This is a genomic window from Rhizobium sp. BK008, from assembly GCF_014197345.1.
GTDB lineage: Bacteria > Pseudomonadota > Alphaproteobacteria > Rhizobiales > Rhizobiaceae > Rhizobium > Rhizobium anhuiense.
In genome coordinates this window covers 314,197-334,564 of record NZ_JACIFK010000006.1, presented here as the reverse complement: position 1 = coordinate 334,564, position 20,368 = coordinate 314,197, and the positions used below count along the sequence as shown (strand labels likewise).

Below are 20,368 nucleotides of genomic sequence, written 5' to 3'. Positions count from 1 at the left end.
GTCCAAACGCGCGGCACTGCGAAACTCATGATTCATCACACATGTATGACAAATTTCGCACTCTTTCAATGGCCGCGGCAGTCGGGCTTGTTCCTTGGCGGTTTTTACTCGGAGATCAGCCGCTGTGTTTTATCGCAAACTCTCGGCATTCCGTCAGTCCGCCGACATGTTTCGAGCTTTTCTGAGATATAGGTGACTGGATATAATCAGAATTAATCGCTATGATTATAAGTGATTGACAAGGAGTTTTCGATGGAGACCAAAGTTCTGACTGCCCATGTTCCACTGCCGCTTGCGCAGAAGGTCGATCAACTTGCATCGCGGCTCGAACGCTCGCGCGGCTGGATCGTCAAGCAGGCACTGACTGCATGGATCGACCAGGAAGAGGAGCGTCGGCGTTTGACGCTTGAGGCGTTGGCCGACGTGGATAGTGGAAACGTTGTCGATCACCAGGCTGTTCAGGCCTGGGCTGATAGTCTTGACAGTGACGAGCCGATTTCGTTGCCCCGGTGATGGAAGTCAAATGGACGAACAAAGCGGTTTCGGATGTTACCCGCTTATACGACTTTCTCTCTCCGGTCGACCGGCGGGCTGCGGCCCGAACCGTACAGGCGCTGACGGCAGCCCCTGCGCGGCTGCTTGAGCAGCCACGTCTCGGCGAGCGACTCGAGGAGTTTGATCCTCGAGAGGTTCGCCGCATTCTCGTCGGCCGTTACGAGCTCCGCTACGAAATCCAGCAGTCGACAATCTATGTATTGCGGCTTTGGCATACGCGGGAAGATCGGTAGAAGCGCTCACAGCCGCCTGGTCGATTCCCCGCGCACGAATCTCGGCGTCAGGATGAAATCCTCAGGCGGCGCGGCGGCGCCCTCCGGGCTTGCTATTCTTGTCAGCAGACGTTGTGCCGCCAATTCCCCGAGCTTCTGCGCATCCTGCACCACCATGGTGATGCGCGGCGTGATGACGTTGCTCCATGGCACGTCGTCGACCATCGCCAGCGACACGTCGTCAGGGCAGCGGAAACCCATCTCCTGCATCACCTGCAGTGCGGCCAGGCCCGTCATGTTGTTGGCGCCGATGATGGCGGTCGGCCGGTCGCGGCGCGTCAGCAGCCGCATCGCCTGCGCATGGCCGCCGGTCCTGGTGTAGCCGCCTTCGACCACCAGCGAAGGGTCGATCTCCACACCGGCGCCGGTCATCGTGTTCAGAAAGCCTTTCAGGCGCTCGTCGGCGGTGTGCAGACCGGAAGGCCCGGAGATGAAGCCGATACGCCGGTGGCCGAGTTGCAGCAGATGTTCCGTCAGGATGGTGGTGGTCAGCGGATTGTCGGAGCCGACGAAATCGCGCTCTGCACCCTCCACCTTCTGGTCGAACATCACGATCGGCGTCTTGAAGTCGCGCAGGAACGTGGCGTATTCCTCGCCGCGCCCGTTTGCCGCCAGCGCAATGCCGGCGATCTTCTGCGCCTCCAGCCGCTCCAGCAGTGCCCGCTCGAGGTCGGCCCTGCCGGAGGAGTCGGCGATCAGGACGAAATAGCCGTGATCGAGCGCCTGGTGCTCGATCTCGCGGCGGATGTCGCCGAAGAACATGTTGCCGAGATTGGCCGAAACGAAACCGATCAGCGAGCTGCGTCCGCGCGCCAGCGTCTGGGCCACCGGGTCGATGCGGTAGCCCGTCGAATTTATCGCCTGCTGGATGCGGTCGAGCGTCTCGGCGCCGACCCGCTTCGGGCTGTTGAGCGCGAGCGAGACGGTCGAGATGGAAACCCCCGCAATGCGCGCTACGTCTCGTATCGTGGTCATGTCTGTCGAACCGGTTCTAATGCATTGTTATGTCCGATTTTATTGATCGGCGCAACATCCATGCCTCAAACTGGTTATTCCGCAGGGCTTGCATTTCTAAAACTGCGACCGCGAATTTGGCTTGACAGGTGCTGGATCAAGTAAGATTGTTACTCACCGAACCGGTTCGATATGATATTGAGCCGGAAAGCAGGGAGGAGAAACCTGTGACGAATTCGGAACGCCTGTCGGAAAATCCGGCATCGGAAGGAGCGGGCAAGCACGCCTGGTTCAGCCACGACCGCCTTGGCATGTTCATCCATTGGGGCCTCTATGCCTTGGGAGCCCGGCATGAATGGTTGAAGAACCGCGAAGAGCTGACCGACGACCACTACCAGCGCTATTTCGAAAATTTCGATCCTGATCTCTACGATCCCAAGGAATGGGCCCGCCGGGCACGTCTTGCCGGCATGAAATATGTCGTGGTGACGACCAAGCATCACGAGGGTTTCTGCCTCTGGGACAGCAAGGTGACGGGTTACAAGGCGACGAACACGCCCTGCGGCAAAGATTTGCTGACGCCGCTGGTCGAAGCCTTTCGCGCCGAAGGACTGAAGATCGGCTTCTATTATTCGCTGCTCGACTGGCACCATCCGGACTTTCCGATCGATGTCCACCATCCCTTGCGCAACCATCCGCAGGCCGAGGCGCTGAATGCTGGCCGCGATATGGCCAACTATGCCGCCTATATGCGCGAACAGGTGCGCGAACTTCTGACCGGTTTCGGCCGCATCGACATCATCTGGTTCGATTTCAGCTATCCCCAGCGCGAATATCGCGGCCTGCCCGGCAAGGGGCGTGCCGATTGGGAGAGCGAGCGCCTGCTCGCACTGGTGCGTGAATTGCAGCCCGGCATCATCGTCAACAACCGGCTCGATCTGCCGCCCGGCAATCTGCCCGACGTGACGACGCCGGAGCAATATACGCCGCGCGTGGCGCCCGCTATCGCCAGCCAGGGGGTGCTCTGGGAAGCCTGCCACACCTTCAGCGGCTCCTGGGGCTATCACCGCGACGAGGATAGCTGGAAAAGCCCGGAACAGATCATCCAATTGCTCATCGATTCCGTCGCGCTCGGCGGCAACCTCCTGATGAATGTCGGCCCGACCGGCCGCGGCACGCTCGATGCGCGCGCCATCGGCGCGCTTGAAGTCTACCAGAACTGGATTGAGGTCAACGCACGCTCCATTTATGGGGCCGGGCCATCCGACTATCCGGTGCCGGCCGGCTGCCGCTATACCCAGCGCGGCAACCGCCTCTACCTGCATGTCTATAATTGGCCTTATCGCCACATCCACATCGAAGGCCTCGCCGACAGGATCGCCTATGCGCAATTCCTGCACGACGCCAGCGAAGTGCGCTGGCTGAGCCACACCAGGGATGTGGATTCCAATATCGGCGTGATGGTGCCGGAAGGCATGATCACGCTCGAACTGCCGGTCCGGCGCCCGGACGTTACCGTGCCGGTGATCGAGATCGTCCTGAAGGCGTGAGCTCGATCGCACTCGCGTGTCCTTTGCGTTCATGGAGGGAGGAGAAACCCATGAAGGTTCTGAAGAAAACGCTTTTGCTTGCCGCAATCGGCAGCAGTCTTTTTGCCACAGCCGCATCGGCCGAGCAGGTCAACCTGACCTGGCAGATGTGGACCGGCTCCGAAGCCGACACCAAGGGCTGGCAGCACCTGGCCGACATGGTGACGGCCAAATATCCCGATATCAAGGTGACGCTGACGACGACGGGCTGGGTCGATTACTGGACGCGGCTGCCGGTGCTGGCGGCGTCGGGACAGCTCGCCGACATCGTTTCCATGCAGTCGTTGCGCATGCCGAATTTCTATTCGCTGCTCGAGCCGCTGAATGACCGGATCGCGGCCGACAAGTTCGACGTCGGCGCTTTCACCCCCTCGATCATCGGCGGCATGTCGGTCGACAAGCAGCTTTACGGTCTGCCTTATGATGTCGGTCCGTGGGTCATCTACTATAACCAGGATGCGCTCGAAGCTGCCGGCATTCCTTTGCCGAAACCGGGTTGGACGCTGGCCGAATTCACCGATACCGCCAAGAAATTGACGAAAGACGGCAAATACGGATTCGGCATCACCCCTCAGAATTATTCGGTCCTGGCATCGGCCTGGGGCGATAAATATGTCAACGACTCCGGCGAGCTCGACCTGACCAATCCGAGCGCCGTTGCCGCGGCCGAGAAGGTGATCGGTTTTGCCGCCAAGGACAAGGTCGCGCCGCTGGTGCCGTCGAGCGCCGATGCCGGCACGGTCATCCAAGGCCGGTTCTACTCGGGCAATGTCGCCATGTATGTCGACGGTCCGTGGTCGATCATCGGCATGAAAGACAAGGTCAAGTTCAAAATTGGTTCCACCACCCTCCCGCGCGGAGAGGGAGAGCTTACGGCCGTCACGGCGGGCTCCGGTTTCGGCATCGCCACGTCGAGCAAAAACAAGGATGCGGCCTGGAAGGCGATCCAGGTGCTGACCAGCCCGGAAGCACTGCAGTATCTCGCCGAGCAGGGGCGTGCGCTGCCGGCGCGCACGGCCGCGCAATCCTCTTGGTATAAGGTGGCGGCCAAGGACATCACCAATGGCGGCGAGGCCATCGACTATTCCCTGGCGCATTCAGTACCCTACGTGATCACCAACAACTGGGCGGCGGTGGAAAACCTCTTCAACCAGTATTTCCCGCCGGCCTTCGCCGGCAGCGCCGATGCCAAGCAGACGATGGAGTCGATCCAGAGCCTCGCGCAGCAATAGGATGGCGTGGCAGGATTGCCGCGATGGAGGAAGACATGTCGCAAAGCGCCGTCGCCGAAATTCCGTTGCAGCCCGGTCAGCCACGGCGCTTTCTACAGCCTGAGACACAGACGGCCATGCTGTTCCTGTTGCCGAGTTTCCTCGGCTTCATGATCTTCATGGCTCTGCCGATCCTGGCGTCGCTGGCGCTCTCCTTCACCAGCTGGCAGTTGATCTCGACGCCGTCCTTCGTCGGCTTTCAGAATTATATCAAGCTGTTCACCGTCGATCCGGCCTTCTACACGATATTGAACAACACGCTGTTCTTCGCCGTCGAGTATCTGGCCGTGAATATCATCGTCTCGCTGACGCTGGCGGTGTGGATATCCAGCCTGAAACACGGCAAGGCGATCTTCCGGGTGATCTTCTTCCTGCCGACCTTCACCCCGACCATTGCCGCCTCGGTGGTGTGGCTCTTGATCTTCACGCCGGACGGGCTCGCCGACAGCGTCATCCGCTCGCTCGGCCTCGGCCTGCCGAATTTCCTGCTGAGTTCGAGCTGGGCGATGCAGGCGGTCGTGATCGTCACGCTCTGGGCCAATGTCGGCTACAACGTCGTGATGTTCAACGCTGCGCTCGACCTGGTGCCGAAGCATTATCTCGAGGCGGCGACGATCGACGGAGCCAATGCCTGGCAGCGCTTCTGGCGCATTCGCCTGCCGCTCATCTCGCCGACCATCTTCTTTGCCACTGTCATGACGGCGATCACCTCGCTGCAGGTCTTCGACGAGATCTTTGCGATGACGCGCGGCGGCCCCGGCTCGGCGACGTCGACACTCGGCTTCGCCATCTACCAGAAGGGCTTCGCGAATTTCCAGATGGGCTATGCCTCAGCTCTTGCCTGGGTGATGTTCGTCATGATCATGGCGCTCACCATCCTGCAGTTCCACATGCAGCGCAAATGGGTGCATTATGACGATTGATCCGAGCTCACGGCACCCACATTCCGTCTCTGCGGATCGCCGCCGCATCTTGCGTGGGATCGGCACCGTCTTGAGCTATGCGGGGCTTTCGCTGGTTGCGCTGCTGTTCCTCTTTCCCTTCTTCTGGATGGTGTCGAACGCGGTGCGCTCGAATGCCGAGGTCATGGCCGTGCCGGTCCGCATCCTCCCCGAGGAATATCATTGGGGCACCTTCGTCGAGGCCCTGGTGTCGCTGCCGTTCGGCACGTTCCTGTTGAATTCCTTCATCGTCGCCTGCGGCGTCACCGCGATCGTGATCGCGGTATCCTGCCTTTCCGCCTATGCGTTCGCACGGCTGCGGTTTCCGGGCCGCGAAGGACTGCTGCTGACCTTTCTCAGCGCGCTGATGATCCCCCAGGTGATGCTGGTCATCCCGCTCTTCCTTCTCGTCAGCAAGCTCGGCTGGATCAACACCTATCACGGCATGATCCTGCCGGTCGCCTTCTCGTCCTTCGGCACCTTCCTGCTGCGCCAGTTCATCCTCGGCATTCCCAAGGATCTCGACGAGGCGGCGATGATGGACGGGGCCTCGCGCCTGCGCATCCTGGTCAGGATCATCGTTCCGCTTGCCATGCCGGCCATCGGTCTCCTGGCGCTCTTCACCTTCATCGCGCAGTGGAAGAGTTTTCTCTGGCCGCTGATCGCCACCAGCGGCCTCGAAAAAGCCACGCTGCCACTCGGCCTCACCCTGTTTCAGACGCAGCAGGGCACCGCCTGGAACTACATCATGGCGGGTGCGACGATCTCCATGCTGCCGGGCGTCGTGCTCGCCATCGTGCTGCAGAGGGTGATCTACAAAGGCATCAGCGTCGGCTCCGGCTTCGGTGGGCGCTGATGTCTATAAGTACAAGGACTTAAGCGCATTGCGTCAAGTTCGATGCGATGTCCTTGAAGTCCGGCCGATTGCCGCCGAAGAACGCGCTGCTCGCGTTGCAAGATCATATCCCCTGCTTAACGTTTGTTTCCGGTCGAAAAGTAAAATTTAACCAAAATTTGAAATAACGCAGTTGTATCCGAATTGCGCAGGGGAATTCATGAAAACGGCCACGCTTGCATCCATCGCTCTGGCGATATCGGTCTCTGTTGCCAATGCGCAGACGATCGCGGTTTCGATGACCAATCTCGACAAATTCAGAGAGATGCTTCTGAACGGCGTCGTCTCGCACGGGAAGACGATATCAGGCCTCAAGCTCGTCACCGCGAATGCCAAGGGCGACAACGAACTGCAGAAGAAGCAGGTTCAGCAGTTCGTCGCCGACAAGGTCGATGCCATTATCATGATGCTGTCTGATGGCGATCTCGGGCCGCAAATGACCAAGATCGCAGCGGATGCCGGCATTCCGCTGATCTACATCAACACGACGCCCTCCAATCTTTTGGACTTGCCGGACAATCAGGTCGTCGTCGCCTCCGATGAGAAAGACTCCGGTACGCTCGAGACGAAGCAGGTATGCTCTCTCCTCAAGGGCAAGGGCCGCGTCGTCGTGCTGATGGGGGAGGTCTTCCATGTGGCTGCCCGCACCCGCACCCAGGACATCACCGATGTCATTGCGACGCCGGAATGCAAAGGCCTCGAGATCGTCGAGCGGCAGGCGGCCTATTGGTCACGCGATTATGCCGATCAGCAGATGCAGGAATGGCTGGCGGCCGGCGTCAAGTTCGATGCGGTTATCGCCAATAATGACGAGATGGCGCTTGGTGCGATCCGCGCCATGAAGAGGGCCAATATCCCGATGAAGGACGTCGTCGTCGGCGGCGTCGACGCGACCGACGACGCGCTCGCCGCGATGGTGGCCGGCGATCTCGACGTCACCATTCTCCAGAGCGCCGTCGGGCAGGGCGCTGCCGCTGTCGACGCCGCCGTGAAACTGATCAACAAAGAGAAGGTGCCGCGCGAAAACAACGTTCCCTTCGAACTCGTCACACCTGAAAACATTGCCGCCTATCTGCCGAAGAGCCAGTAAGCATAAGAGGACTATCATGTTGCATTTCTGGAATAAATTCGGCATTCGCGCGCAGATCACCTCCGGCTTCGTGCCGCTGATCCTGTTGATGAGCCTGCTCACGGTCAGCGCCATCTCGGGCATGAACGGCCTCGCCGCGATCTTCGCATCCTATCGCGTCACGGCCGGTCAAAGTCTCGCCATCTCGGACTACAGCGAGCAGCTGAACGAAATTCAGATGTCGGCGGAAGCGTTCCGCTCGACGCCGACACAAGCCGTGGTCGACAGCTTTCGCGCCGGCGTGAAGGCCTTCGAGGCGGATGATCCGCGTTTTGCCGGCAACAAGGAGCTGCAGTCCGGCCTTGCGGCGATCCGTCAGGAGATCACCGCCTATGGCAAGGCTTTCGAACAAATTGTTTCCCTCCAGGCCCGACGCGACATGCTGATCTCCAAGGTCACCGAATTCGGCCCCTGGACCAGCATCGCGCTCAACGACGTCGTGCGCAGCGCCTGGCGCCAGAACGACGTGGCCCTGCTGCAGATGACGGCGGCGACGCTGGAGGCCCTGAACCGCAGCCTCTATTTCTCCGAACGCTTCGTGCATTCCGATGATTTCGCCGCCTATGATACGGCGCAGGCAGCACTCGCCGAAGCCGTGGCGCTCAACGATGCCGCCGCCAAGGCTGCAAAGAACGAGCTGCAGAAGAAGCGCCTGATGGGCGCCGGCCAGCTCATGCAGAACTACACCGCCCGTCTCGGCGACATGAAGGAGGTGCTGCAGGCTGCCGGCAATATCCGCCAGACGCAGCTGAACGTGCTGGCGCCGAAGATATCAGGCGAGTTCAAGAACCTGCAGGCGGCAGTGACCGGCGCGCAGAAGAACCTCGACGGTTCGGTCGATGCAACGGTTGCCTCCGCGACCAGCACGACGCTGGTTATCAGCGGTCTCCTGATCGTCATCGGCCTGGTGCTTTCCTATTTCGTCGGCCGGCTGATTTCCTCGGCGGTGCGCAACATGGCTCAGTCGATGGAACAGCTTGCCCGCGGCGAGGAAGGGATCGTCATCACCGGCGTCGAGCATCGCCACGAATTGGGCGCCATGGCCCGGTCGCTGAAGGTCTTCCAGGAGACAGGCCGCGCCAAGCTGATCGCCGAGGCCAATGCCGAACGCGCGCGCCTCGCTGCCGAAGAGGAACGGCTCCGTCAGGAGGCCGAGCGGCTCTCCGACGCGCAGGTGATGGAACATGCCTTCCGCCAGATCTCCGTCGGGCTGGACGCATTGTCGAAGGGCGATCTCACCGTCCGCGTCGGCGAAGTCGATCATCGCTACGTCAGGATCCGGGATCATTTCAACAACTCGGTTGCGAGCCTCGAAGAGGCGGTGGATTCCGTCATTCGCGCGGTCGCCACCATTCGGTCCGGCCTTGCGGAAATCTCCACGGCGTCCAACGATCTCGCCCGCCGCACCGAGCAGCAGGCAGCGTCCCTGGAAGAAACGGTGGCGGCGCTGGGTGACGTGACCCGTGGCGTCAACGGAACGGCGGAGGGCGCAAGCCGCGCCCAGGGTGTCGTGGCAACCGCCCGCACCAATGCCGAAAAGGGCGGCGAGATCGTTGCCCGCGCCATCGACGCGATGACGGAAATTCAAAATTCATCGTCGAAGATCGGCAACATCATCAGCGTCATCGATGAGATCGCCTTCCAGACCAACCTGCTGGCGCTGAACGCCGGCGTGGAAGCGGCGCGTGCCGGCGAGGCCGGCAAGGGCTTCGCCGTCGTCGCTCAGGAAGTCCGCGAGCTCGCCCAGCGCTCCGCCAACGCGGCAAGGGAGATCAAGCAGTTGATCTCCACTTCCTCGGCGCAGGTCAAGACAGGCGTCCAGCTGGTGGGTGAATCCGGCCTGTCGCTCGAACAGATCGTCGAGCAGGTCACCGCCATGAATGCGACCGTGGCCGAGATCGCCGTTGCCGCCCGCGAGCAGGCGACGAGCCTGCGGGAGGTGTCGGCCGCCGGCGACCAGATGGACAAGGTGACGCAGCAGAACGCCGCGATGGTTGAAGAGACCACGGCCGCCGCCCAGAGCCTGACGCATGAAACCGAAAGCCTTGCCGAATTGCTGCGGCGCTTCAGGACAAGCAGCGGCCGGGCATCGGAGCATCGGCACTACGCCTTGGCATCCTGACCTTCCATCGATGCACGAAAGTAAGCGCCGCCGCCCGAAAGGGCGGCGGTCGCGTCAGTGGTTCCCGGATGCCGGACCGTGCGGTGCGCCGGCAATGCTCTTGCGAACGTGACGGACCGCCGTCCAGACGGCAAAGAGCACGAGCGGGATGGCGCCGAGTACGGCGAGCTTCGCCACATGCGGATCGACACCCAGTTCGGAAATGCTTTCCAGGCAGATCTTCGCCAGCCCGACGGTATAATAAGTGATGGCGATGACGGAGAAGCCTTCGACCGCCTGCTGGATATGCACCTGGATGCGCGCCCGCTCTTCCATCGACGTCAGCAACGACGCGTTCTGATCCTCGAGCTGGACCTGCACGGTCGTCCTGAGAAGGTCTCCAGCCAGGCTCACGCGTTCGGCGAGTTCGTCGAGCCGGCGCTCGGCGGCTTCGACCGAGCGGACGGCCGGTTGAAAGCGCCGGTCGATGAAGGTGCCGAGCCTCTGGCGCTGCTCGACGCGTGTCTCGCGAAGCTCCGACACTCTGCTCGCGACAATTTCGGCATAGGCTTTCGTCGCTCCGAAGCGGTGGCGGGCCAGCGCCGAGAAGTTGAGAACATCCGACGAGAGCCTGGTCACCTCGGAAAGCAGCGCCTTGTCGACCTTGATAGCACTCTGCATATGCGCGATCAGCAAGTCGAGGCGCCGGTCGAAGACGGAGAGCTTCGAGACCGTCTCGCGCGCCATCGGCAATGCCAGCAGCGCCATCATCCGGTATGTCTCGATCTCCAGGAAACGCCTGACCATGCGGCCGGTGCGATAGGCGTTGAGGTTGCGGTTGAAGAACAGGAATTCGACGAAACCGCTGTCGGTCAGCCGGAAGTTCGAATGCACTTCCGCATCGCCGCCGCCGACCTGAGAGGCGACATAGTCGAGTTTCGGTTTTTCCGGACGCTGTCCGTCCTTCTCGTCCCGCACCAGCACCCGAACGGCTGCAATGATCTTTCCGTCGATCTGGCGGCAGCAGGCCTGAAAGGCTTCCGGCGGCTGGCTGCCGGGTTCGGCCGATGCCGGAACGACGAAGGTCAGCGTCAGGAACTCGGTATGGGCCTCCCACTTCAGCCGGCCGTCGCCGAAACGGCCGATGCCGTGGTTACCCTCGCGAGTCGTGGAGACATCTTCCAGCCCCGGCAGCGAGACTGGGATTGAAGGAGGAGCATTCTCGCCGACGATGGCGACGTGCCAGACATCGGTGTCGCCGTCGAAATAAAGCGACGGCCGCGCGTGCAGCTCGTTGTGAAGTTCCCTTCGCAGCGGATGCTCGGAGCCCATCGGCATGGAAATGCACCTCTATACGGTAGGCAGTCGCTGGGTCGCCGGACGTAACCGGGTTGCCGGCACTTGTGAATTAACGGACCCGCAGGCTGGCGCAGACCGACAACGCCTATAGCCTCTCGCGGGGCTCGTGTCACGAGACCTTCGCCGGCGGATGCGGAGGCTGCGCATGACCGCGACATCCGGCCGCGCGTTCAAAGCAAGCGCCAGGCGATAAAGCTTCCAAGCAGCTGCGCGCTGCCGCCCGCCGTCATCGCGACGATGAAGGCAGCTTCCGCCTCCCCCAGGAAGGCGAAGATCGCCCCGAGCAAAGCGACGCCTATCGTCGCCCCGACCATGCGGGCAACATTGATCAGGGCGCTTGCCGTGCCGGCGCGATCGGCGGTGACGGTCGAAACCGCAACCGCCGTCAGAGGCCCCGTCGCCATGCCCATCCCGATCCCGGTCAGCAACAATCCGATCTCTTCGGCGATGAGCCAGTCGGCCAGAAAGGATGAGCCGAGCAGGAGGTTGCCCAAACCCATCAGCGCCAGTCCAGCAGATATGGTGCGGTTCTTCCCAAGGTGTTCCGAAATCGAGCCGGAGAAGGGTGAGATCGCGATGAAGCTGAGAGCCATCGGCAGCAGCGACAGTCCGACCTCCACCGAGGCCAGGCGTCCGAGGCCGAGGGAGGCGAGCGGAAAAAGAAAAAGCGTGCCGTACATGCCGAAAGTCATTGCGGCCGTTCCGGCCATGGCACCGCGGAACTGCCTGCCCGAAAACATCGAGATCGGAACCAGAGCCTTCTGCTCCAGGCGCTTCTCGACGATGATGAAAAGCAGCAGAAGCAGCGCGCCGGCGATTGCCATGAGTGCCATCCATAAGGGCGGCAGATGCGATGATTCGATTGCGGCGAGGGTCAACACGGTGAGAGATACGATCCCCAGCAATTGCCCCGGCATGTCGAAGGACCGGCCTTGCCGATCGGCACTTTCCGGAACGAAAAACCGTGCTGCCGCCGCCGCGATCTGCGCGATGGGAATGACGACGAAGAAGACGGATCGCCAGCCGAAATCACGGATGAGGAGGCCGCCGAGGCTCGGACCGATCGCCAGCGACATTCCATTGCAGCCGGCCCAGATTCCGAGCGCCCGGGCACGGACCTTCTCATCCCGGTAGATGACCCGGATCAGCGAAAGAGAAGCGGGCAGGAGGAGGGCAGAGCCGAAGCCGGTCAGGGCCCTCGCCGCAATGAGGACCGCGATGGTCGAGGCGAAAGCGCAGCCAAGGCTCGCCAGGGCAAAAACAGCGCAGCCGATCACGAACATCAGGCGCCGGCCGTAAAGATCGGCGAACAGGCCGCCGCTGATGAGAAGTGCGGCGTAAACGAGATTGTAGGCGTCGACGACCCACTGCAGCTCGGTGACGGAGGCCCTGAGATCGAGCCCTATCGGCTGAACCGCCAGATTGACGACCGATGTATCGACCTGCGCTACTATCACGCCGAGGCAAAGAATGGCGAGAGCGGCCGGCTTCAACTGCGAGTAAGCTTGGGTGCCTTGTTCGATTGAGTGCATGACGCTGCCTTTCCAGTACGGCGCCGTGCGTCTTTTCAGACGCGCAAGGGACGCTGCAACACTTTGAAGGCAGACGTAGCGTGGTTCAGGCCGTCGACAATTCGAAACTGGTCGAAGTGTCCGTAGGGAAAATGAAAAGCCACGGCCCTGTTGCGAGGCCGTGGCTGCTGCATGCGCGCATTTTGCGGGACAACGCGTGACCGGGTTACTTGGCGGCGAGTGCCCCGTTGACCTTGTCGACGTCGGCACTCATGGCCTTGAAGGTCTCGTCGAGGGAAAGCTCGCCGACGATCAACTGGCTCATCCTCTGGACGATCAGCTGATAGATGGCGGAGGATCCCTTGAGACGTTCCAGGTCCCGGGCTGCCTGCGGCACGCTATTGCGGCTTCCGAGGAAGACGGCCATGGCGTCCTTAGCATTCTTGCTCTCGAGCTTGTATTGCGGGTCCTTGATGTCGGCGCCCGTCAGGATGACGTAGTTTTCGGCGATTTCACGCTGGACCTTTTCGGAGCCGAGGAACTCGATGAACGCCGCCACGGCTTCCGGATACTTGGTGCGCTTGAAGCCGACGATCGCGGTGCCGCCCGGCATCGCATAGCAGCCGGCATCGCCGCAGGGGGCGCTGATCGCCGTCCAATCGAAGGCGTCGCCGATCTTCTTCTGGAACGGATTGACCATCCAGTTGCCGGCGAGATAGGTCACGACGTTGCCGTTGACGAATTCGTCGCCCATGTTCTTGTACTGGGTTCCGCCGGCAGCGCCCCACATTTCCTTGGGGAAGGAGCCGTCCTTCGTCCAGCCGTAGAGATCCGTGACATAACGCTTGGCGGCATCGTCGGGGAAGAAGAACTTGCCGTCCTTGACGTAGTTCGATCCGTAGGAGAATGCCGCGCCGGAGAAGCGATGGCCCGAGCGATCCATCGTGAAGGGGATCTGGGCGCCGGTCGCCTTGGCGACGCGCGCCGAGGCTTCGACGATGTCCTTCAGCGTGGCGGTGGGCTTCGGAAGCGGTTCGCCGGCCTGTTCGAAGAGCGTCTTGTTGACGAAGGGCAGGTTGAAGGTCTGCGAGGCGATATAGCCGTTGATCGACTTCGGATCGTTGACGCCGGGGAAGCGAAGCGTGTTCAGGCTGTCGCCGTGCAGCTTGGCAAAGCCGTCCGGGTCTTTCATGTAGGGACGCATGTCGAGGTAGTAGGGCGCAAGCTGCCAGTCGGTGATCTTGGCGATGTCAGGACCTTCGCCGACGGCGAGCTGCACCGGCAGCTGCTTGGCGACCGCATCATAGCCCGACGAGACGAAGTTGACCTTGACGTCGGGATGCGCCGTCTCGAATTCCTTGCTCAGCGCTTCCATCCGCTCGACGTAAGCCTGGTCGTCGTCGGTAAACAGAAAGGTGATCGTCTTGGTTTCCGCCATGGCCGCGCCGGCCCATGCGAAAGAAACGGTAGCCAGCGCCAGTGCGAGGGCTCCTGAGAGATAGGTTTTCATTTTCATCCTCCCATGAAAACATTTTCATCAATCGCGGCGTCAGCCATCGATAAATGAATTTCATATACTTGACATTCGTCCCGTCAAGCTATTTTCTGAGGCAATAGCGATGTTTTTGAGCATTTTTCAAAAACGACGCGCCCAAATGACCTAATGAAAATATTTTCATAGGATTGCGGAGGAGGCGGTCTGTGAAAACGGAATGCATCAAGCGGCCGGACGATATGGCGCCAGCATATGGCGTGGCCGCGGGCCAGACGGTCACGGCATGGGCGGTATCCGGCCTCATCGCCAGCTATTTTCCGGGCGAGCCGGCGCCGGCCGAAGATCGCGTAAACTATCGTTTCATCAACGGTTTCGTCGATGTCGGCGACCTGCCTTGCCGCAAAGCCTTCTGGTCCACCATGGTGGGGCGGCCGCTCTCGCCCGACACGTCCTGGCCGACCGAGAGCCTCTATCTTCCCGGTTCGAACCGCCGCGTCGAGTTCACCGGCTTCTGGCATGTGCCGACGCATCTCAGGCGATGGCTGAAGGGCACGTTCAGGACCGAGACGGCGCGAACGCTCAATCTCAGACTGAAGACCTGCGGCGGCGTTCGCATATGGGTCAACGGACAGGAGGCGGTGCGCTTCGAACCCTTCAAGCGCAATGTCGAGAGCGCAACCGACATCAGGCTGACGCTCGAAGCCGGCGACAACCACATTCTCGTTCACACCGAAGACCTGGCCGAGCGCGACACGACGTGGTTTTTCGAGCTAGAGCTGCTGGATGAGGAGCCGCTCTGCGTGCTGTTGCCGGTATCGCTGGACCAGGATGAGGTTCGCGAGCTGGAAGCCCTTGTGCGCGGCGTTCGCCCGGCCCGCGACGTCTTCGTCAACCAGCCGCTGGAGATCATCTTCGACACGGCGCCGGAGCGCGACCTGCCTGTAGAGCTCAAGGTCATCGGCCATGGTCACGAGCGGCCCGTTCTCGCGCATTCGAAACTGACCCTGCATGCTCATCAGAACCGTCTGGTCGCCGAGAATGTCTCTGGCATCGCAGATGGTTATCACGGCATCCACATGACGATCGGTTCCGGTACGGGCTCGGTCACCCGCGTCATCGATGCCGCCTTCATGAGCTGCATTTCGCCGTTGCCGGCCGAGGCATCGCTTTCTGCCCGCAAGCGGCAGGCGCTGGAATACAGCGCCCGCTTCGGCGCCAACCGCGTCGGGCGTCTCATTGCGATGATGGAAACCGGTCACCACGACCAGGAAAGCTTCGACCGCATCATCGACGCAACGCTCGTCTCCATCGATGCGCGGGAGGATTGCTCGGATTTCATCATGGTGCCACTGTTGTGGCTGCTCGGCGCCTATGCCGACCGGATGCCGGCGGCGGTGGTCGATCGCATCCGGCATTCCGTTCTCTCTTATCGTTACTGGGTCGACGAGCCGGGCAACGATGCGATGTGGTTCTGGAGCGAGAACCATGTGCTCTGCTTTCACACGAGCCAGCTGCTGGCCGGACTTCTTCTGCCCGACGAGGTGTTTTCAGCCTCGGGCAGGACGGGCCGGCAGCAGGCGGAACTTGGCCGCGCGCGCCTCGCGCGCTGGTTCGACAGCGTCGAAGCCCACGGATTGGCGGAGTGGAACTCGGCGGCCTATTACCCGATCGACTTCATCGGCCTGCTGGCGCTGGAGCGCTGGGCCGAGACGGCGATTTCGGAGCGCGCCCGCGGCCAGATCGATCTCATCTTCCGCATGATCGCCCTTCACACGCTCGCAGGCGTTCCGGCCGGATCGCAGGGCCGCGCCTACGACAAGGAACTGCGCGCCGGCCCGCTGACAGAGCTTGCACCTTTCGCCCAGGTCGCCTTCGGAACCGGCTGGCTGAACAATGGCGTGGCGGCATTGACCATGTTCTGCGCCGGCGGCTACGAGCCGCCGGCCGATCTCGCCGAGCTTGCGTCGCTTGCCAGGACCAGAAGCGTCGAGGCGCGTTACAGCCAGGGGCTCGAGAGCGGAAAACTCGTGCTGTTCAAAAACGAGGCGGCGCAGCTTTCGACCGTCGTCGATCACAAGACCGGCCAGAAGGGCCATCAGCAGCATGTGCTCGACATCCGGCTCGCCGGCCACCCCATGGCGAGGCTCTGGGTCAACCATCCCGGCGAGGACGATCCCTGGGGCAATCAGAGGCCGTCCTATTGGGCCGGCAACGGCATTCTGCCGCGCGTTGCCCAGCATCGTGACGTCGCCCTGCTGATCGAGGACACAAGCGATGCGCGGCACGGATGGACGCATGCCTATATCGGTCGCGACGGCCTGGACGATCTCATCACCGAAGACAAGTGGCTGATTGCGCGATCGGGCAGGGGATTTGCCGCCCTCTGGGCGTCGAACGGCCTGGAGCTGATCACCGACGGCCCGACCGCCGGCCGCGAGGCGCGCTCCTACGGGCCGCTTTGCGGCTGGGCGGCCGTCGTCGGATGCGGCAGCGGCGATGCCTTCAAGGCGTTCATCGAACGCCTGTGCCAGACGACGGTTTCCTTCGATCCCGGGCTTCGGCGGCTCGCGTTGACGCCGCCGGGCGGCCCGGCGCTCTGCCTGTCCTATGCCGACGGTCTTTCGATCGCCGGCAAGGCGAGGCCGTTCACGTACGATCAGCCACACCCGATCCTCACCCACGACAGTGCAGCCTCCGGGGCCGGCACTGACGGGCCGTTCTACTCCTGAAACATAGGTCTCCAAGCATGAACACAACATCTGTCGATAACGCCGCTCTCCTGACGACGATCGATCGCGTTGCAACGGCTTTCAGCCGGCTCAAGGGCATCAAGGAAGGTCTCGTGACCGGAAATTCCGCCTCGGGAATCCAGTTCGACGAATGGGACTGGGAAGTCGGCGTCGGTCTTTACGGTTTCCTGCGGCGCGCCATTGCCACCGATGACCAGAAAGCGCTGCAGGAGCTTGTTGCCTGGTATGCCGGCCAGATCGAACGCGGCCTGCCGCCGCGCCAGATCAACAGCACGGCGCCGATGCTGCCGCTTGCGATCCTCGTCCAGCATGTCGACCGTCCCGATTTTCGCGCTCTTGTCGAGGACTGGGCCGAATGGCTCGTCAAGGAATTGCCGAAGACCGAAGACGGCGGTTTTCAGCACGTCGTCAAGGAGCGCCTCAACGACGGCGAATTGTGGGACGACACGCTTTTCATGGCCTGCCTGTTTCTCGCCCGGGCCGGCGTGCTCTGCGAACGCAGCGACTGGATCGACGAGGCCGTCTATCAGTTCGTGATCCACACCCGCTACCTCTCCGATCCGGTCAGCGGCCTCTGGTATCACGGCTGGACCTTCAACGGGCGGCACAATTTCGCCAATGCCTTCTGGGCGCGCGGCAATGCCTGGATCACCGTTGCCATCCCCGAGCTCTTCGATCTCGTTCCGACGCTCGGCGAGAAGGACCGGCGTTTTCTGTCGAACGTCCTCGTCAGCCAGGTGCGCTCGCTGAAGGAATGCCAGCGGCCGGACGGGATGTTCACGACGCTTCTGGACGACCCGTCCTCGCCGCTGGAAACCTCGGCCACGGCAGGCATTGCCTATGGCATATTGCGCGCCGTCGATGCCGGCATTCTCGACGATAGCGACAAGGCCTACGCGGAGCGGGCGCTTGCGGCAGTGCTGGCGCAGATAGACGAGGAAGGTGTGGTCCACGGCGTCTCGGACGGCACGCCGATGGGGCATGACCTCGATTTCTACAGGCGCATCCCGAACGTGCCGACGCCTTACGGCCAGGCGCTGACCATGCTGTTGCTGACGGAAGTCGTCCTCGAGAACGGCGATCGCCAATGAGCCCCGTGTCTCTTGTCGCGATCGAGCCGGCGGAGGACGACGATACGGTCCGCCTGCAGGCGGCCATCGACGGCCTGTCGGCTTCGGGCGGCGGACGCGTGGAGCTCATGGCCGGCATCCATGTCTGCCGGGGGCTCCAGCTCAGATCCGATGTCGACCTTCATCTGGCCGCCGGCGCGATCCTGCGTCCCGTTGCGGATTACGAGGCCTATGCGCATACGAGTGTTTCGGTGATCGCCGAAAAGTCGGACCGCGGCATGATCGTCGCTAGGGATGCACGGCGGATCAGCCTGACGGGGGCGGGGCGCATCGAAGCCGGTTGCGACAGCTTCATTGTGGGAGACGACGAGACAGTCGGAACCTTCATTCCGGCCGAGTTTCGTCCGCGCGTCGTAGTATTCGAGGGCTGCGACGAGGTCGAGATCAGCTCTGTCCATATTAGCCGCTCGCCGATGTGGACGCTGCATTTCGTCAACTGCACCGATGTGGTCGTCAGCAACGTAACCATCGACAACGACCGTCGCCTTCCCAACACGGATGGTATCGTGCTGGATGCCTGCCGCGGCGCCGTGATCGAGGACTGCCGGATATCGACGGCCGACGACGGCGTATGCCTGAAGACGAGCATCGGCCCCGATCGTGTCGCCATCGGACGATGCGAAAACATTCTTGTCCGCCGCTGCTCCGTTCAGAGCCTCAGCTGTGCGCTGAAGATAGGCACGGAAACCCATGGCGACGTCACCAACGTCGTGTTCGAGGATTGCAACGTCGCATCCTCCAACAGGGCGCTCGGCATATTTTCCCGCGATGGCGGCCGGATATCGAATGTGAGGTTTTCGCGAATTGCGGTGGAATGCCGCGAGACCCCCGATGGTTTCTGGGGCTCAGGCGAGGCGCTGACCGTCAATGTGGTCGACCGCATCGCGGAGCGCACGGCGGGCGCCATCGAAAATCTCATCGTCGAGGATATCACCGGCCGGATGGAGGGGGCGATCACGGTCATTTCGACCTCGTCGGCCGGCATCCGGAACGCATCACTGGCGCGTATCGCCATCGACCAGCAGCCCGGGCAACTCGGCACGGCGCGGTCCTACGACCTGCGCCCGACGAACGCCGACCTTTCCCCGAAAGCCGATGGCGGCGGCCGCGCCAATGCCTGGACCCGCGGGTCGGACGGGCGGGTGATCGGCCTTGAGAATTATCCGGGAGGAATGCCGGCCGTCTACGTGGCTGATGTCACCGGGATCTTGATGAACGAGGTGCGGATCACAAGACCGACACCGCTGCCGCAAGGCTGGAACAAAAACGACGCCGTCTTCGAAACGGTGGCACCTGATGGGAGTGGGGCATGGCAGAACTGAAACTTTCCAACGTCAACAAGTCGTATGGCTCTGTCAAAGTCCTGCATGACGTCGAGCTCGATATCAAGGACGGCGAGTTCGTCGTCTTCGTCGGTCCGTCGGGATGCGGCAAGTCGACCCTGCTGCGCGTCATCGCCGGTCTCGAAGAGGTCACGACGGGCGCAATCGCGATCGGGAGCCGCGACGTCAGCGCGCTCTCGCCGGCCGAGCGCAAGATCGCGATGGTCTTCCAGTCCTATGCGCTCTATCCGCATATGAGCGTTCGCAAGAACCTCGCTTTCGGCCTGGAGAACCTGAAGTTCAAGCGCGCCGAGATCGAGGCGCGGATTGCCGAAGCCGCCAGGATGCTGGCGATCGAACCCTATCTGGACCGGCGTCCGAAGCAGCTTTCGGGCGGCCAGCGTCAGCGCGTGGCGATCGGCAGGGCCATCGTGCGCGAACCGGACATTTTCCTCTTCGACGAGCCTTTGTCGAATCTCGACGCCGCCTTGCGCGTCCAGACCCGCGCCGAGATCACCAAGCTCCACCGCGACATCAAGACGACGATGATCTATGTCACCCATGACCAGGTCGAGGCGATGACGATGGCCGACAAGATCGTCGTGCTGCGCGCCGGGCGGGTCGAGCAGGTCGGCGCGCCGCTGGACCTGTTCGATAGCCCACGCAATCTGTTCGTCGCCGGCTTCCTCGGTTCGCCGCGCATGAACATCATCAAGGGCAAGGTATCAGGCATCGGCGAAAACGGCGTCGCGATCGATGTCGGCAACGGCGGCAAAATCGTCAGCGATGTCGATCCTGCGGGGATTGCGGTCGGGCAGGCCGTTCTCGCCGGCATCCGGCCCGCGCATTTTTCACGCTCCGGCGAGCAAGGTCTGCCGTTCATCGTCCAGTATCACGAGGGCCTCGGCACAGAAACCTATGTCTACGGCAACCTTGCAGGCCAGGATGAGCAAATCATCATTCATGAGGCCGGCCATTTCGCGCCGGCGCCGGGTGATCACATCCTGATCGACGCCGCCCCGGGACGGGTTCACCTGTTCGATCCCGAAAGTGGCCTGGCTTTTGCCCGGCGGCCCGGACAGGGGAGGCGCTGA

The 20,368-nt window shown here is 62.0% G+C and carries 16 protein-coding genes; 12 read left to right on the top strand and 4 right to left on the bottom strand.

Annotation, left to right across the window (positions count from 1 at the left end):
• Window positions 1-252: 252 nt before the first annotated feature.
• Together FHT69_RS23720 and FHT69_RS23715 are read left to right on the top strand one after the other, a co-directional pair.
• Window positions 253-513: a CopG family ribbon-helix-helix protein gene (locus tag FHT69_RS23720; protein ID WP_047618843.1), complete on the top strand. Its 261-nt coding sequence runs from the start codon at window positions 253-255 to the stop codon at window positions 511-513.
• Window positions 513-788: a type II toxin-antitoxin system RelE/ParE family toxin gene (locus FHT69_RS23715; RefSeq protein WP_082849646.1), complete on the top strand. Its 276-nt coding sequence runs from the start codon at window positions 513-515 to the stop codon at window positions 786-788. The genes FHT69_RS23720 and FHT69_RS23715 overlap by 1 nt, the downstream gene beginning before the upstream one ends.
• A gap of 6 nt (window positions 789-794) precedes the next feature.
• Here FHT69_RS23715 and FHT69_RS23710 read toward each other — a convergent pair whose 3' ends face one another.
• Window positions 795-1,802: a LacI family DNA-binding transcriptional regulator gene (locus FHT69_RS23710; protein WP_029733074.1), complete on the bottom strand. Its 1,008-nt coding sequence runs from the start codon at window positions 1,800-1,802 to the stop codon at window positions 795-797.
• A 206-nt stretch (window positions 1,803-2,008) separates the two neighbouring features.
• Between FHT69_RS23710 and FHT69_RS23705 the strand changes: the two genes are divergently transcribed.
• The 6 genes from FHT69_RS23705 to FHT69_RS23680 all read left to right on the top strand — a co-directional run bounded on the left by FHT69_RS23705 (window position 2,009) and on the right by FHT69_RS23680 (window position 9,728).
• Entirely contained in the window at window positions 2,009-3,331 is a 1,323-nt protein-coding gene (locus tag FHT69_RS23705; protein ID WP_183906051.1) for an alpha-L-fucosidase, read from the top strand.
• 50 nt (window positions 3,332-3,381) lie between these two features.
• Window positions 3,382-4,602 carry an ABC transporter substrate-binding protein gene (locus FHT69_RS23700; RefSeq protein ID WP_183906050.1) on the top strand — a complete coding sequence of 407 codons (1,221 nt, stop codon included), beginning with the start codon at window positions 3,382-3,384 and terminating at the stop codon, window positions 4,600-4,602.
• A gap of 35 nt (window positions 4,603-4,637) precedes the next feature.
• Window positions 4,638-5,564 carry a carbohydrate ABC transporter permease gene (locus tag FHT69_RS23695; protein ID WP_097543729.1) on the top strand — a complete coding sequence of 309 codons (927 nt, stop codon included), beginning with the start codon at window positions 4,638-4,640 and terminating at the stop codon, window positions 5,562-5,564.
• On the top strand, window positions 5,554-6,438 hold the full coding sequence (locus tag FHT69_RS23690; RefSeq protein WP_183906049.1) for a carbohydrate ABC transporter permease: 885 nt from the start codon (window positions 5,554-5,556) through the stop codon (window positions 6,436-6,438). Before FHT69_RS23695 ends, FHT69_RS23690 begins: the two co-directional genes overlap by 11 nt.
• 199 nt (window positions 6,439-6,637) lie before the next feature.
• Entirely contained in the window at window positions 6,638-7,567 is a 930-nt protein-coding gene (locus FHT69_RS23685) for a substrate-binding domain-containing protein (protein WP_063473577.1), read from the top strand.
• A 16-nt stretch (window positions 7,568-7,583) separates the two neighbouring features.
• Complete coding sequence (locus FHT69_RS23680) at window positions 7,584-9,728, top strand: methyl-accepting chemotaxis protein (protein WP_029867885.1); 2,145 nt, start codon at window positions 7,584-7,586, stop codon at window positions 9,726-9,728.
• Window positions 9,729-9,782: 54 nt separating this feature from the next.
• On the opposite strand, the gene FHT69_RS23675 is transcribed toward FHT69_RS23680, so the two are convergent.
• The 3 genes from FHT69_RS23675 to FHT69_RS23665 all read right to left on the bottom strand — a co-directional run bounded on the left by FHT69_RS23675 (window position 9,783) and on the right by FHT69_RS23665 (window position 14,087).
• Window positions 9,783-11,045 (bottom strand): DUF3422 domain-containing protein, encoded by a 1,263-nt coding sequence (locus tag FHT69_RS23675; RefSeq protein ID WP_029867884.1) that lies wholly within the window; start codon window positions 11,043-11,045, stop codon window positions 9,783-9,785.
• Between the two features lie 191 nt (window positions 11,046-11,236).
• Window positions 11,237-12,598, bottom strand: coding sequence for an MFS transporter (locus FHT69_RS23670; RefSeq protein WP_029867883.1), 1,362 nt, complete (start codon window positions 12,596-12,598; stop codon window positions 11,237-11,239).
• 205 nt (window positions 12,599-12,803) lie between these two features.
• A complete protein-coding gene (locus FHT69_RS23665; RefSeq protein WP_029867882.1) occupies window positions 12,804-14,087 on the bottom strand; it encodes an ABC transporter substrate-binding protein in 1,284 nt (427 codons plus the stop codon).
• A gap of 191 nt (window positions 14,088-14,278) precedes the next feature.
• On the opposite strand from FHT69_RS23665, the gene FHT69_RS23660 reads away from it, so the two are divergent.
• The 4 genes from FHT69_RS23660 to FHT69_RS23645 are packed head-to-tail and all read left to right on the top strand — an operon-like array spanning window position 14,279 to window position 20,368.
• Window positions 14,279-16,801 carry a hypothetical protein gene (locus FHT69_RS23660; RefSeq protein WP_097543733.1) on the top strand — a complete coding sequence of 841 codons (2,523 nt, stop codon included), beginning with the start codon at window positions 14,279-14,281 and terminating at the stop codon, window positions 16,799-16,801.
• 17 nt (window positions 16,802-16,818) lie between these two features.
• Window positions 16,819-17,913 carry a glycoside hydrolase family 105 protein gene (locus tag FHT69_RS23655; protein ID WP_029867880.1) on the top strand — a complete coding sequence of 365 codons (1,095 nt, stop codon included), beginning with the start codon at window positions 16,819-16,821 and terminating at the stop codon, window positions 17,911-17,913.
• The gene (locus tag FHT69_RS23650; protein ID WP_097543734.1) at window positions 17,910-19,274 is read left to right on the top strand and encodes a glycoside hydrolase family 28 protein; all 1,365 of its coding nucleotides are present in this window, start codon (window positions 17,910-17,912) and stop codon (window positions 19,272-19,274) included. Before FHT69_RS23655 ends, FHT69_RS23650 begins: the two co-directional genes overlap by 4 nt.
• A complete protein-coding gene (locus tag FHT69_RS23645; protein ID WP_047618858.1) occupies window positions 19,262-20,368 on the top strand; it encodes an ABC transporter ATP-binding protein in 1,107 nt (368 codons plus the stop codon). The genes FHT69_RS23650 and FHT69_RS23645 overlap by 13 nt, the downstream gene beginning before the upstream one ends.

Bases quoted from the DNA above. Each gene is read 5' to 3' on its own strand.
- FHT69_RS23720 (WP_047618843.1), top strand. From the start codon at position 253: ATGGAGACCAAAGTTCTGACTGCCCATGTTCCACTGCCGCTTGCGCAG.
- FHT69_RS23715 (WP_082849646.1), top strand. From the start codon at position 513: ATGGAAGTCAAATGGACGAACAAAGCGGTTTCGGATGTTACCCGCTTA.
- FHT69_RS23710 (WP_029733074.1), bottom strand. From the start codon at position 1,802: ATGACCACGATACGAGACGTAGCGCGCATTGCGGGGGTTTCCATCTCG.
- FHT69_RS23700 (WP_183906050.1), top strand. From the start codon at position 3,382: ATGAAGGTTCTGAAGAAAACGCTTTTGCTTGCCGCAATCGGCAGCAGT.
- FHT69_RS23695 (WP_097543729.1), top strand. From the start codon at position 4,638: ATGTCGCAAAGCGCCGTCGCCGAAATTCCGTTGCAGCCCGGTCAGCCA.
- FHT69_RS23690 (WP_183906049.1), top strand. From the start codon at position 5,554: ATGACGATTGATCCGAGCTCACGGCACCCACATTCCGTCTCTGCGGAT.
- FHT69_RS23685 (WP_063473577.1), top strand. From the start codon at position 6,638: ATGAAAACGGCCACGCTTGCATCCATCGCTCTGGCGATATCGGTCTCT.
- FHT69_RS23680 (WP_029867885.1), top strand. From the start codon at position 7,584: ATGTTGCATTTCTGGAATAAATTCGGCATTCGCGCGCAGATCACCTCC.
- FHT69_RS23675 (WP_029867884.1), bottom strand. From the start codon at position 11,045: ATGCCGATGGGCTCCGAGCATCCGCTGCGAAGGGAACTTCACAACGAG.
- FHT69_RS23670 (WP_029867883.1), bottom strand. From the start codon at position 12,598: ATGCACTCAATCGAACAAGGCACCCAAGCTTACTCGCAGTTGAAGCCG.
- FHT69_RS23665 (WP_029867882.1), bottom strand. From the start codon at position 14,087: ATGAAAACCTATCTCTCAGGAGCCCTCGCACTGGCGCTGGCTACCGTT.
- FHT69_RS23655 (WP_029867880.1), top strand. From the start codon at position 16,819: ATGAACACAACATCTGTCGATAACGCCGCTCTCCTGACGACGATCGAT.
- FHT69_RS23650 (WP_097543734.1), top strand. From the start codon at position 17,910: ATGAGCCCCGTGTCTCTTGTCGCGATCGAGCCGGCGGAGGACGACGAT.
- FHT69_RS23645 (WP_047618858.1), top strand. From the start codon at position 19,262: ATGGCAGAACTGAAACTTTCCAACGTCAACAAGTCGTATGGCTCTGTC.